Origin of the sequence: Variovorax sp. Root318D1 (assembly GCF_001424835.1) — a bacterium.
Lineage (GTDB): Bacteria > Pseudomonadota > Gammaproteobacteria > Burkholderiales > Burkholderiaceae_C > Variovorax.
Window position 1 is genome coordinate 14057 of record NZ_LMCQ01000013.1, and the last position, 12973, is coordinate 27029.

Sequence of the window (12973 nt, forward strand, 5' to 3'; positions counted from 1 at the left end):
CGTGCACCCCCGGGGAACCCCCGTGCGGGCACGCACCTTGCACTGCTAGCATGCCGGTTCACTCTGTTTGTTGAATGATTGCATTTGTCCTGCGCCGCTTGATCCAAGCCGTGATCGTCATGATCGCGGTCGCGTTCATCGCCTTTCTTCTATTTCAATATGTAGGCGATCCTGTCGTCTTTCTGCTCGGCCAAGACGCCAAGCCTGAGCAGATCCGCGATCTGCGCGCCGCATTGGGGCTCGACCAGCCCTTCTTCGTGCAGTTCTGGCACTTTCTCGTCAACGCAGCACAGGGCGAATTCGGCCTGAGCCTGCGTCAGGGTGCGAAAGTCTCGCGCCTCATCGGCGAGCGCTTTCCGGCCACGCTCGAACTCGCGCTGGTGGCTGCCGTGCTGGCGCTGTTCATCGGCATTCCGATGGGCGTCTACACGGCACTGCGCCGAGGGACTTTCCTGAGCCAGGTTTTCATGACCGTGTCGCTGCTCGGGGTGTCGCTTCCCACCTTCCTGATCGGCATCTTGCTGATCCTCATCTTTGCCGTGCTGCTGGGCTGGTTCCCCAGTTTCGGACGCGGAGAGACGGTGCAATTCGGCTGGTGGAGCAGCGGTCTTTTCCGTGCCGACGGGTGGCATCACATCATCCTGCCGGCGGTAACGCTCGCGATCTTCCAGCTGACCTTGATCATGCGGCTCGTGCGGGCCGAGATGCTCGAGGTCTTGCGCACCGACTACATCAAGTTTGCACGTGCCCGTGGCCTCACGAACCGGGCCATTCACTTTGGCCACGCGCTCAAGAACACGCTGGTGCCGGTGATGACCATCACTGGCCTGCAGCTCGGCGGTCTCATTGCCTTTGCCATCATCACCGAGTCGGTGTTCCAGTGGCCGGGCATGGGGCTGTTGTTCATCCAGGCCGTGACCTTTGCCGACGTTCCGGTGATGGCGGCCTACCTGTGCCTCATTGCCTTGATCTTCGTGGTGATCAATCTGGTGGTCGACCTGCTTTATTTTGTGGTCGATCCGCGGCTGCGAGTCGGCAAGGCGGGAGGACATTGAGATGACGGGTGCCAACGCAGCCCCTCGGCTGCAAGCTTCCGGACGCGCATTTGCGCACATCGCGAGCTTCTATCCGGAGATCACGGCGTTTCGCCGCGACCTGCACGCCCACCCAGAGCTCGGTTTCGAAGAAATCTACACGGCCGGCCGCGTGCGCGAGGCGCTGCGTGCCTGCGGCGTGGACGAGATCCACGACGGCATCGGCAAGACCGGCGTGGTGGGCGTCATCCGCGGCAAGTCCACGGCAAGCAGGCGAATGATCGGCCTGCGCGCCGACATGGATGCGCTTCCCATGCGCGAAGACAACGACTTCGGCTGGCGCTCCGCCAACGACGGGCTGATGCACGGCTGCGGACACGACGGCCACACCGCCATGCTGGTCGGCGCCGCGCGCTACCTTGCCGAAACGCGCAGCTTCGATGGCACCGCGGTGCTGATCTTCCAGCCCGGCGAAGAAGGTTTTGCCGGCGCACGCGTGATGATCGAAGACGGCCTGTTCGACCGCTTTCCGGTGCAGTCGGTCTATGCGATGCACAACTGGCCCGGCATGCCGGCCGGCACGGTGGGCATCAACCGCGGCGCCATGATGGCCGCGGCCGACCGCGTCACTATCGAGATCAAAGGCAAGGGCGGGCACGGCGCCCATGCTTACCAGACCATCGACCCCGTCGTGGTGGCCGCGCACATCATCACGGCCGCGCAAACCATCGTCTCGCGCAGCGTGCGGCCCATCGACGCGGCGGTCGTCAGCATCTGCGCGGTGCAGGCCGGCGACCTGGGCGCGATGAGCGTGATTCCGGGCGAGGCCACGCTCGTCGGCACCGTGCGCACCTTCAGCGCGCGCGTGCAGGCGCAGGTCGAGCAGCGCCTGACCGAACTGTGCACGGCCATCGCCGCGGGCTTCGGCGCCACCGCCACCATCAAGTACGAGCGCATCTATCCGGCCACCATCAACACCGCCCCCGAGGCGATGTTCGCGGCCGACGTGGCCGAGTCGCTGGTGGGCGCTTCCAACGTCGATCGCAGCATGGAGCCCAGCATGGGCGCCGAAGATTTTTCATTCATGCTGCAGCAAAAGGCCGGTGCCTACCTGCGCATCGGCCAGGACGCGAGGAACGGCGCGTTCCTGCACAACAGCCGCTACGACTTCAATGACGAGATCCTGCCGCTTGGCGCCGCATTGCATGCGGGGTTGATCGAGCAGGGCATGCCGCTGGCTGCTACCCGCAGCGAGCAGCCAAGGAAAGACGCCGCTACCGCGGCGCCTTGATGTAATTCCGATTCCAACCCGAGGAGTGTTCCCAATGAGTTTCCAGAAGAAGAAGGCGGCCGCGGTCGCAGTTTTGTGCGTGCTGGGTGCCACCAGCCTGCTGGCCAATGCGCAGACCATCCGCATTGCGAACCAGGGAGATGCGCTGTCGCTCGACCCGCACTCGCTCAATGAATCGCTGCAGCTCAGCACCACGGCCAACGTCTATGAAACGCTGGTCGGCCGCAACAAGGATCTGAGCGTTGCGCCCCTGCTGGCCACCAGCTGGAAGCAGACCTCGCCCACCGTGTGGCGCTTCGAACTGCGCAAGAACGTCCAGTTCCACGACGGCACCCCTTTCACCGCCGACGACGTGCTCTTCAGCTTTGCCCGCGCCGCCGGCGAAGGCTCCGACATGAAGTCGAACACCACCGACATCAAGGAAGTCCGCAAGGTCGACGCCCACACCATCGAGATCGAAACCAAGGGCCCGTTCCCGATTCTTCCCGACGTCATCACCCAGCTCATGATCATGAGCAAGAAGTGGTGTGAAGAGAACAAGGCCGTCACGCCGGTAGACCGCCGCAAGGGCATCGAGAACACCGCTTCGTTCAAGGCCAACGGCACGGGCCCGTTCCGCGTGCGCGAGCGCCAGCCCAACGTACGCACGGTGTTCGTGCGCAATCCCACCTACTGGGGCAAGATCGAAGGCAACGCGCAAGAGATCGTCTTCACCCCCATTGCCAATCCGGCCACCCGCGTCGCGGCCCTCGTGTCCGGCGAAATCGACGTGATGGAGCCCGTGCCGGTGCAGGACGTGGCGCGCATCAACGCCAGCCCCAATGCACGCGTCATTTCCGGCCCCGAGCTGCGCACCATCTTCCTGGGCATGGACCAGAAGCGCGACGAGCTGCTGTACTCAAGCGTCAAGGGCAAGAACCCGTTCAAGGACAAGCGCGTGCGCCAGGCCTTCTACCAGGCCATCGACATCGTCGGCATCCAGCGCACCGTGATGCGCGGCGCCTCGCGTCCCACCGGCCTGATGGTCGGCCCCGGCATCAACGGCTGGACCGAAGCGCAGGACAAGCGCCTGCCCTACGACGTCGAGGCCGCCAAGAAGCTGCTGGCCGAAGCCGGCTATCCGAGCGGCTTTGAAGTGACGATGAACTGCCCGAACGACCGCTACGTGAACGACGGCCAGATCTGCCAGAGCGTGGCTTCCAACCTCGCAAAGATCGGCGTCAAGATCAATCTTGCCGCGGAAACCAAGGGCACCTATTTCCCCAAGATCCTGCGCCGCGACACCAGCTTCTATCTGCTGGGCTGGACCCCGACCACCTACGACTCGCACAACGCGCTGACCGCGCTGACGGCCTGTCCGGACGACAAGACCGGCGCCGGCCAGTTCAACCTGGGCGCTTATTGCAATCCCAAGGTGGACGAACTGACCAAGAAGATCCAGTCGGAAACCGACAAGCCCAAGCGCGACGCAATGATCAAGGAAGCCTTCGACCTGCACGCAACAGACGTCGGCCACCTGCCGCTGCATCAGCAGGCGCTGGCATGGGGCGTGAGCAAGAAGGTGGCGCTGACGCAGATGGCCGACAACTACATGCCCTTCAAGTGGATGAGCATCAAGCCGTGACCCCGCCGGCCGCCTAATGGGCGGCCCGACCATGGGCCCGCTTCTTGCGGGCCCATCCTTTTTCCTCACGATGAAAAAAACACTTGCCCGCTGGCTCGACAGCGATGTCGGCTACAGCTTTCGCACTTCGCCCGTCGCGATGGCGGCGGCGCTCATCGCGCTGGCCTGCCTGTTCTGCGCAGTCTTTGCAGGATGGGTCTCGCCGCACAATCCATTCGACCTTGCAACGCTCGAACTGGGCGATGCGCGCCTGCCGCCCGCGTGGAGTGCCGAAGGCTCCTCCAAATACCTGCTCGGCACCGACGACCAGGGCCGCGACATTCTCTCGGCCGTGATCTACGGCGCGCGCATCTCGCTGATCGTCGGCATCGTGTCGGTGATGCTGTCGATCACGGTCGGCGTGGTGCTCGGCCTGCTCGCCGGTTTTCTCGGCGGCTGGCTCGACTCGTTCCTCATGCGCCTGTGCGACGTGATGCTGTCGTTCCCGCCCATTCTGGTGGCGCTGCTGATTGCCGGTGTCGGCCGCGCGCTGTTCCCCAATGCGCACGAGTCGCTGGCCTTCGGCGTGCTCATCATCTCCATCTCGCTGACCGGCTGGGTGCAGTACGCGCGCACGGTGCGCGGCTCCACGCTGGTGGAGCGCAACAAGGAATACGTGCAGGCCGCCCGCGTGACCGGTGTGGCGCCGCTGCGCATCATGCTGCGCCACGTGCTGCCCAACGTGATGGGGCCGGTGATGGTGCTCGCCACCATCCAGGTGGCCACCGCCATCATCACCGAGGCGACCTTGTCGTTCCTGGGTGTGGGCGTGCCGCCGACCTCGCCATCGCTCGGCACGCTGATCAGCATTGGCAATCAATATCTGTTCTCGGGCGAATGGTGGATCACCGTGTTCCCGGGCCTGATGCTGGTGCTGATTGCGCTCAGCGTGAACCTGCTCGGCGACTGGCTGCGCGATGCGCTGAATCCGCGCCTGCGCTGAAACAAAAAAGGACAACGCCACCATGACGCTGCTCCAGGTCAAAAATCTCGTCGTCGAGTTTCCGCACCGCCGCGGCACGCTGCGCGCGCTCGACGGCATCTCCTTCGACATCGCACCCGGTGAAATCCTCGGCGTGGTCGGCGAGTCGGGCGCCGGCAAGTCGCTCACCGGCGCGGCCATCATCGGCTTGCTTGAGCCGCCGGGCCGCGTGGCCAGTGGGGAAATCATTCTCGAAGGGCAGCGCATCGACAACCTGGGTTTCGATGCCATGCGCCCCATCCGGGGCCGCAAGATCGGTGCGATCTTTCAAGACCCGCTGACTTCGCTGAACCCGCTCTACACCGTCGGCCGGCAGCTGGTGGAAACCATCCGCGCCCATCTGCCGGTGACTGACGCCGAGGCACGGCGCCGCGCCATCAGCCTGCTGCAGGACACCGGCATTCCCGCCGCCGAGCAGCGCATCGACCATTTTCCGCACCAGTTTTCGGGCGGCATGCGCCAGCGCGTGGTGATTGCACTGGCGCTGGCGGCCGAGCCCAAGCTCATCGTGGCCGACGAGCCGACCACCGCGCTTGACGTGTCGATCCAGGCGCAGATCATCCAGTTGCTCAAGCGCATCTGCAAGGAGCGCGGGGCCGCGGTGATGCTCATCACGCACGACATGGGCGTGATCGCCGAAACCTGCGACCGCGTGGCCGTGATGTACGCGGGACGCATCGCCGAGATCGGCCCGGTGCACGAAGTGATCCATCAGCCGGCGCATCCCTACACCTCCGGTCTGATGGCGTCGATTCCCGACATGACGATTGACCGCGAACGGCTCAACCAGATCGACGGCGCCATGCCGCGGCTCAATGCCATCCCGAAGGGCTGCGCCTACAACCCGCGCTGTCCGCGCACCTTTGCACGCTGCTTGGAGGAACGGCCCGAACTCATGCACGCGGGTGCCACGCGCGCCGCCTGCTGGCTGCACGATGCCGCCGATCCGCACCGGGGCCAGGCTGAACTCGCGGCGCGGCACCACGATGCGCAGCGTGCCGGCGAACGCGCCACGCCCGACGCAGCCGCACCGCTCGCCGAGGTGACCCGATGAGCGCCGTGATCGAACCCCGTAAAACACTAGAGGGCGAGCCACTCGTGGTCGCCCACGACCTGGCCCGCACCTTCGACGTTTCGCCGCCGTGGCTCAACCGCGTGCTCGAGCGCAAGCCGCGCGTGCTGCTGCATGCAGTGGATGGCGTGAGCTTTTCCATCGAGCGCGGCAAGACGCTGGCGCTGGTGGGCGAATCGGGCTGCGGCAAGAGCACGGTCGCGCGCCTCTTGGTCGGCCTCTATGCACCGACGCGCGGCGGGCTGCAGTTCGACGGCCAGGACGCGCATGCCGCGTTCAAGACCGCCGAAGGCCGCAAGCTGCGCCGCCGCATCCAGATGATTTTCCAGGACCCTTACGCGAGCCTCAACCCGCGCTGGATCGTCGAGGACATCATTGGCGAGCCGCTGCGCGAGCACGGCATCCTCAAGGACAAGGCCGAGCTGCGCGAGCGTGTGGGCGAGCTGCTCAAGTCCGTCGGCCTCTCGCCGCTGGACATGAGCAAGTACCCGCACCAGTTCTCGGGCGGGCAACGCCAGCGCATCTCGATTGCGCGCGCGCTCGCCACAGAGCCCGAGTTCCTGGTGTGCGACGAGCCCACTTCCGCGCTCGACGTCAGCGTGCAGGCGCAGGTGCTCAACATCATGAAGGACCTGCAGCGCCAGCGGGGCCTGACCTATCTCTTCATCTCGCACAACCTCGCGGTGGTGCGGCACGTGGCCGACCAGGTCGGCGTGATGTATCTCGGCCGGCTTGTCGAGGTAGCCGACAAGCAGAAGCTCTTCGCCGAGCCGCAGCATCCGTACACGCGCATGCTGCTGGACGCAATTCCGCAGATGAAGCACACCGGCCGCTCGCGCACGCCGGTGCAGGGCGAAGTGCCGAATCCACTGAATCCGCCGACCGGTTGCGCGTTTCATCCGCGCTGCCCGCACGCGAATGCGCGCTGCTCGGCCGAGCGGCCGAAGCTGTTGAGCATCAAGGGCGTGCAGGTGGCCTGCCATGCGGTGGAAGAAGGGCGCATCGGCTGAAAAGCGTGCGCAAACGCACTGAAGCGCGCGGGAAACCGGTGCAGAGTGCGGTGATGACGATGAAGAAGCCCCCACGCGCAGACGGCACAGACAGCAGCCACACGATCCGGCAGGAGCTCGGCCGCCGAGGCTTTCTCATGGGCTCCGCGCTCGGGGCGACCGCAACGCTGGCCTCGCTGTGTTCGCTGTCGCACGCCGCCGCCGGTGCCTCCTCGCAGCGGATGCCGGTCATCTTCATCGGCCATGGATCGCCCATGAACGCGCTGGCCGACAACGCCTTCACGCGTCGGCTGTCCGTATGGGGACAGGAGCTTCCGCGGCCCTCGGCGATCCTGAGCGTTTCAGCCCATTGGCTAAGCCGCGGGGCCACCGGCGTCGGAATGCAGGAGCGGCCCAAGACGATCCACGACTTCGGTGGCTTTCCGCAGGCGCTTTTCGACATCGAGTATCCGGCGCCGGGCCATCCTGCGCTCGCGCGCGAAGCCTTGGGCGCAGTGCGGCAGACCTCGGTGATCGGTACGGAACAGTGGGGCCTGGACCACGGAACCTGGACAGTGCTCAAGCACCTCTACCCGAAGGCCGACATCCCCGTTTTCCAGCTCAGCATCGACTACGACAAGCCGGCAGCTTTTCACTATGCCGTCGGCCGCGACCTTGCGGCGCTGCGCGACAAGGGCGTGCTCGTGATGGGCAGCGGCAACGTGGTGCACAACCTGCGCGCCACAGACCGCGGCACGCCCGATGGGCTCAAGGCCAGCCGGCCGTGGGCGCAATCGTTCGACGATGCTGTGAAGGCCGCGCTCGCGGGCCGCGACGACCGGGCACTGATCGCCTACGAAAAGCTCGAGGGCGCCGCCACCGCGGTTGCGATGCCGGACCACTACTTTCCGTTTCTCTACGCCCTGGGGGCCGCAGGGTCGAGCGAGCGTGCGAAAACAGTCTACGAAGGCTTTCAATCAGGCACGCTGAGCATGCGCTGCCTGCAGTTCGGTTGACGGCCTACTGCTCCTCGCCCCACGAGAAGCCGTCGCGCGCAATCATCGCGCTCGATGCGCTCGGACCCCATGTGCCGGCGGCGTACGGCCGCGGTCCACCGTCCGATGCCCAGCTGTCGATCAGCGGCTCGACCCAGCGCCAGGCTTCTTCCTGCTCGTCGCTGCGCACGAACAGATTCAGCCGGCCGTCGATCACATCGAGCAGCAGCCGTTCGTAGGCGCCAACGCGCTCAGCGCCAAAGCGTTTGTCGAAGTCGAGGTCGAGCTGCACCGGCGCCAGCTGCGCGGCGCTGTGGCCGTTGCGCTGACGGTTGTCCTGCGCCTGCGCAAGCATGTGAAGCTCCAGGCCGTCCTTCGGCTGGAGGTTGATCACCAGCTTGTTGACCGCCCCGGAGGGCGCGCGATAGATCGCGTGCGGCGTGGGCCTGAAGTTGACCTCGATCCGCGCATCGCGCGACGCCAGCCGCTTGCCGGTGCGAATGTAGAGCGGCACGCCGGCCCAGCGCCAGTTGGCTATTTCGGTGCGCAGCGCCACGAAGGTTTCGGTGCGGCTCTCGGGGTCGACGCCGGGTTCGTCCCTGTAACCCGGCACGCGCTCGCCGTAGGCAGTGCCCGCCGTGTACTGGCCGCGGATTGCATGCAGCCCGAGCGTTTCGGAGGTCCAGGGCTTGAGCGCGCGCAGCACCTTGAGCTTCTCGTCGCGGATGGCATCGGCATGCGAGTTGATCGGGGGCTCCATGCCGATGGCGCAGACCAGTTGCAGCGCATGGTTCTGCACCATGTCGCGCAGCGCGCCGGTCTGGTCGTAGAAGGCGCCGCGCTTTTCCACGCCCAGGTCTTCCGCGATGGTGATCTGGATGTTGGCGATGTGTTCGCGGCGCCAGATCGGCTCGAACAGTGCATTGCCGAAGCGCATCGCGAACAGGTTCTGCACCGAAGGCTTGCCCAGGTAATGATCGATGCGGAAGACCTGCTTCTCATCGAGCACCTTGCACACCGCGGCGTTAATGGCGCGGTTGGAGGCCAGGTCGTGGCCCAGCGGCTTCTCGAGCACCACCCGCGTCGACGGGCCGTTGAGCCCTGCCGCGGCAATTTGCTCCACCACCTGGGTGAAGAGCGCCGGCGCCGTGGCCACGTACATCACCACCGTATCGGCGTTGCGCTGCTTCAGCAGGTCGGCAAGCCGCGCGTAGTCGGCCGGCTTGGACAAGTCCATGCGCAGGTAGTAGAGCATCGAGGCGAACTTCTCGAACTCTTCGGCCGAAGGGCGCTTGGCGCCTTCGACCGCATTGAAGCGCGACTGGATCAGTTCGCGGTACTGGTCGTCCGAGAGGTCGTCCCGCGCCACGCCGACGATGCGTCCGTCTTTCGGCAGGCTGCCGTGCCTGAAGGCTTGGAACAGCGCCGGCATCAGCTTGCGCCATGCAAGATCGCCAGTACCGCCGAACAGAACGAGATCGAAGCTCATGTGTCGAATTTCCTTTTGTCTTGGTGCCGAGTGGGCTTGTTTCAACCGAATGGTACTTGTACCAATTCATGAAACCTGTACGAAAGCTACGCTCCACCCCGGCCGGAAGGCCTATTTTTGTTTTCGAGGCGAGGTTTTCACATGAAGAAGCTATTTACTGCAGCGGCCTTGTTGGGTTTGTCGGCCGCCGCATCGGCCCAGGGCACGGTCAACGTCATCTGCTCGGTCCAGGCCGAATGGTGCAACGTGATTGCCACCGTGTATGCGCGCACCACGGGGACACGCATCAACATGTCGCTCAAGGGCTCGGGCGAGGCGCTGGCCCAGCTCATTGCCGAGAAGGACAACCCCAAGACCGACGTCTGGTTCGGTGGCACCGGCGATCCGCACTTGCAGGCGGCCGAACAGGGCCTCACGCTCGAATACAAGTCGCCCACGCTGGCGCAGCTTCACCCCTGGGCCCAGCAGCAGGCCAAGCAGTCGGGCTACAAGACCGTGGGCATCTATTCGGGCCCGCTGGGCTTCGGCTACAACCCCGAACTGCTCGCCAAGAAGAAGCTGCCGGTGCCCAAGACTTGGTCCGACCTGCTCAAGCCTGAATACAAGGGCGACATCCAGGTGGCCAACCCCGCGTCCAGCGGCACCGCCTACACCATGATAGCCACGCTGGTGCAGCTCATGGGCGAAGACAAGGCCTTCGACTATCTGAAGGCGCTGCACAAGAACGTGGGCCAGTACACCCGCTCCGGCACCGGCCCCATCAAGGCGGTGGCGCGCGGCGAAACGGCGGTGTCGATCAGCTTCGTGCATGACGGCCCGGGCGAGAAGATGCAGGGCTTTCCGGTCGAGACCATCACGCCCAGCGATGGCACGGGCGCGGAGATCGGCTCCATGAGCATCATCAAGGGCGCGCGCAACCTCGAGGCCGCGAAGAAGTTCTACGAATGGGCGCTGACGCCCAGTGCGCAGGAGCTCGGCGCCGCCAACAAGCAGTTCCAGCTGCCGAGCAACAGCACAGCCAAGCTCGACCCGCGCATTCCCGACTTCAAGAAGATCAAGTTCATCAACTACGACTACGCCAAGTACGGCGCCAGCGCCGAGCGTCGGCGCCTGATTGCGCGCTGGGAAAAAGACGTCAACTCGCTGCCGCGCTAAGTGGGCACCGTCGCTGCTGCCGGCGCCGTGCCGTTCAATCCGGCCGCCGCGGCTTCGGCCCGGCGCTCGCAGCGCTGGATCTGGGCATGGGTGGCGCTTGGCTTCGCGGCCTACCTCGTGCTGCCCTGGTATGCGATTCAGGATGCGACCTGGTACGAGGCCGTTCCGCAGGTGTTCGGCCAGGCCGAGGGCGCCAACGGCTTGATGCAGGCGGCCACGCAAGGCCGCAGCTGGCTCTTCATCGGCCTCGCGGGGTTGGCGATGTGCGCGGTCGGCGCCTGGCTGCCGGCCGGCCGGGCGCAGGGGCGCTGGCTGCTGGCGGGCGGCGCCATCGGCGCCATCGGCCTTGCCGTTGCAGGCTTTGCCATCGGCGCGCGCGGCTGGAGCTTCGCGGCACTCAACACGCAGTTCGGCGAACTCGCTGTCAACCAGTTCGGTATCGGCGCGGGCGGCTTCATGGCGCTCACCGCGCTCACGCTGCTAGCGGCCTTCGGCATTGCGCGGCTCGGGCTGTTCAAGGGCGACCTGTTCGTGGCTGCGGCGGTCATTGGCTGCGGCGTGCTGATGGCGCTGTTCATCGCTTACCCGGTGAGCAAGGCGCTGGCCGGTGCATTCTTTGACGAAGACGGGCGCTGGTCGGTCACCGCGTTCATTGCGCGCGTGTTCACCGAGCGCATCTGGGGGCTGGGCTGCATTGCGGGCGGGGTGCGCTGCGGCGTGGCCTGGAATACGCTGGTGCTGGCCTTGCTCACGGCCGCGGGCACAACCTTTTTAGGCACGCTGATGGCGCTGATGGCCGAGCGCGGCAGCAAGCGCGGGCAGGGCGCGCTGCGGGTGCTGGCCTTACTGCCGATCATCACGCCGCCCTTCGTGGTGGGCCTGGGCCTCATCCTCTTGTTCGGCCGCGCGGGCATCGTCAACCAGCTGCTCGAGAACGTGTTCGGCATCGAGCCGACGCGCTGGTTCTACGGCATGCCGGGCGTGCTGGTGGCACAGCTCTTCGCCTTCACGCCCATTGCCTTCATGATCATGCGCGGCGTGGTGCAGGGCATTGCGCCCAGCCTCGAAGAAGCCGCACAGATGCTGCGCGCCGACCGGCGCCGCACCTTCTTCACCATCACGCTGCCGCTCCTGAAGCCCGGGCTGGCCAATGCCTTCCTGGTGGGTTTTATCGAGAGCATTGCGGACTTCGGCAATCCGGTGGTGGTGGGCGGCCAGTTCTCGGTGCTGTCGACCGACATCTTTTTTGCCATTGTCGGTGCGCAATACGACCAGGGCCGCGCGGCCTCGCTGGCATGGGTGCTGACGATCTTCGCGCTGGGTGTTTTCGCGCTGCAGCGTGGCGTGCTCGGCAAGCAGAACTACACCACCGTGAGCGGCAAGGGCGATGCGGGCATCGCCATGGCGCTGCCCGACGGCGTGCGCCGCACCATCCAGTGCATCGCATTGCCATGGATCGCGTTCACCGCCGTGGTCTATCTGTTCGCCTTCGCGGGCGGCTTCGTGCAGACATGGGGCCGCGACTACACCTTCACGCTCAATCACTTCAAGAACGCCTTTTCGCTCGAGTGGGGACAGTTCGGCCTGGTCTGGGCCGGCACGGCGTGGAACTCGCTGATCACCACGCTCAAGCTCGCAGGCATCTCGGCGCCGATCACCGCGGCGCTCGGCCTGCTCATTGCCTGGCTGCTGGCGCGCAACGAGTTCAAGGGGCAGGGCGTGTTCGAGTTCGGCGCGCTGCTGGCCTTTGCCATTCCGGGCACGGTGCTCGGCGTGAGCTACATCCTGGCCTTCAACGTGCCGCCGTTCGAGCTCACGGGCACCGGGCTCATCATCGTGCTGTGCTTCATGTTCCGCAATCTGCCGGTGGGCGTGCGGGCCGGCACGGCGGCCTTCAAGCAGCTTGACCGGTCTCTGGACGAAGCCTCGCTGATGCTGCGGGCTTCCACGTCGCAGACGCTCTTCAAGGTGGTGCTGCCGCTGCTCAAACCCGCGCTGGTGGCCGCGCTGGTCTACAGCTTCGTGCGCGCCATGACGACGGTGAGCGCGGTGATCTTCCTGGTCACAGCCGAGAACGAACTGGCCACCACCTACATCATCGGCCGCGTGGGCAACGGCGACTACGGCATTGCGCTGGCCTACTGCACGGTGCTCATGATCCTGATGTCGCTGGCGATTGCGCTGGTGCAGTTTGTAGTCGGGGAGCGGAAGCTGGGGCGGCGAGGGGTCACGCCCCCGCATCAGGGACATCACAAAATGGAAAGCCTGGCAGCATGAGCCGCCGGGCCGCTCCCAAGTCGGAT

At 65.5% G+C, this 12973-nt stretch carries 10 protein-coding genes; 9 read left to right on the forward strand and 1 reads right to left on the reverse strand.

Features of this window, described 5'->3' with window-relative positions:
- The first annotated feature begins 74 nt into the window (after positions 1 to 74).
- The 7 genes from ASC78_RS13770 (at position 75) to ygiD (ending at position 8047) form a co-directional block, all read left to right on the forward strand.
- On the forward strand, positions 75 to 1055 hold the full coding sequence (locus ASC78_RS13770; RefSeq protein WP_055802241.1) for an ABC transporter permease: 981 nt from the start codon (positions 75 to 77) through the stop codon (positions 1053 to 1055).
- A 1-nt stretch (position 1056) separates the two neighbouring features.
- On the forward strand, positions 1057 to 2325 hold the full coding sequence (locus ASC78_RS13775) for a M20 aminoacylase family protein (protein ID WP_055802242.1): 1269 nt from the start codon (positions 1057 to 1059) through the stop codon (positions 2323 to 2325).
- Between the two features lie 34 nt (positions 2326 to 2359).
- Positions 2360 to 3949, forward strand: coding sequence for an ABC transporter substrate-binding protein (locus ASC78_RS13780; RefSeq protein ID WP_055802245.1), 1590 nt, complete (start codon positions 2360 to 2362; stop codon positions 3947 to 3949).
- Positions 3950 to 4019: 70 nt separating this feature from the next.
- Positions 4020 to 4931, forward strand: a complete 912-nt coding sequence (locus ASC78_RS13785; protein WP_055802303.1) for an ABC transporter permease — start codon at positions 4020 to 4022, stop codon at positions 4929 to 4931.
- Positions 4932 to 4953: 22 nt separating this feature from the next.
- Entirely contained in the window at positions 4954 to 6024 is a 1071-nt protein-coding gene (locus tag ASC78_RS13790) for an ABC transporter ATP-binding protein (protein ID WP_055802247.1), read from the forward strand.
- Positions 6021 to 7052 (forward strand): ABC transporter ATP-binding protein, encoded by a 1032-nt coding sequence (locus ASC78_RS13795; protein WP_055802249.1) that lies wholly within the window; start codon positions 6021 to 6023, stop codon positions 7050 to 7052. Before ASC78_RS13790 ends, ASC78_RS13795 begins: the two co-directional genes overlap by 4 nt.
- Before the next feature lie 53 nt (positions 7053 to 7105).
- Positions 7106 to 8047 carry a 4,5-DOPA dioxygenase extradiol gene (gene ygiD, locus ASC78_RS13800; protein WP_082517530.1) on the forward strand — a complete coding sequence of 314 codons (942 nt, stop codon included), beginning with the start codon at positions 7106 to 7108 and terminating at the stop codon, positions 8045 to 8047.
- 4 nt (positions 8048 to 8051) lie between these two features.
- On the opposite strand, the gene zwf is transcribed toward ygiD, so the two are convergent.
- Positions 8052 to 9515 carry a glucose-6-phosphate dehydrogenase gene (zwf, locus tag ASC78_RS13805; protein WP_055802251.1) on the reverse strand — a complete coding sequence of 488 codons (1464 nt, stop codon included), beginning with the start codon at positions 9513 to 9515 and terminating at the stop codon, positions 8052 to 8054.
- 141 nt (positions 9516 to 9656) lie between these two features.
- Here zwf and ASC78_RS13810 point away from each other — a divergent pair, with 141 nt between their 5' ends.
- Together ASC78_RS13810 and ASC78_RS13815 are read left to right on the forward strand one after the other, a co-directional pair.
- The gene (locus ASC78_RS13810; RefSeq protein WP_055802253.1) at positions 9657 to 10670 is read left to right on the forward strand and encodes an ABC transporter substrate-binding protein; all 1014 of its coding nucleotides are present in this window, start codon (positions 9657 to 9659) and stop codon (positions 10668 to 10670) included.
- Positions 10671 to 12947, forward strand: coding sequence for an ABC transporter permease (locus tag ASC78_RS13815; RefSeq protein WP_055802255.1), 2277 nt, complete (start codon positions 10671 to 10673; stop codon positions 12945 to 12947).
- Positions 12948 to 12973 lie beyond the last annotated feature (26 nt).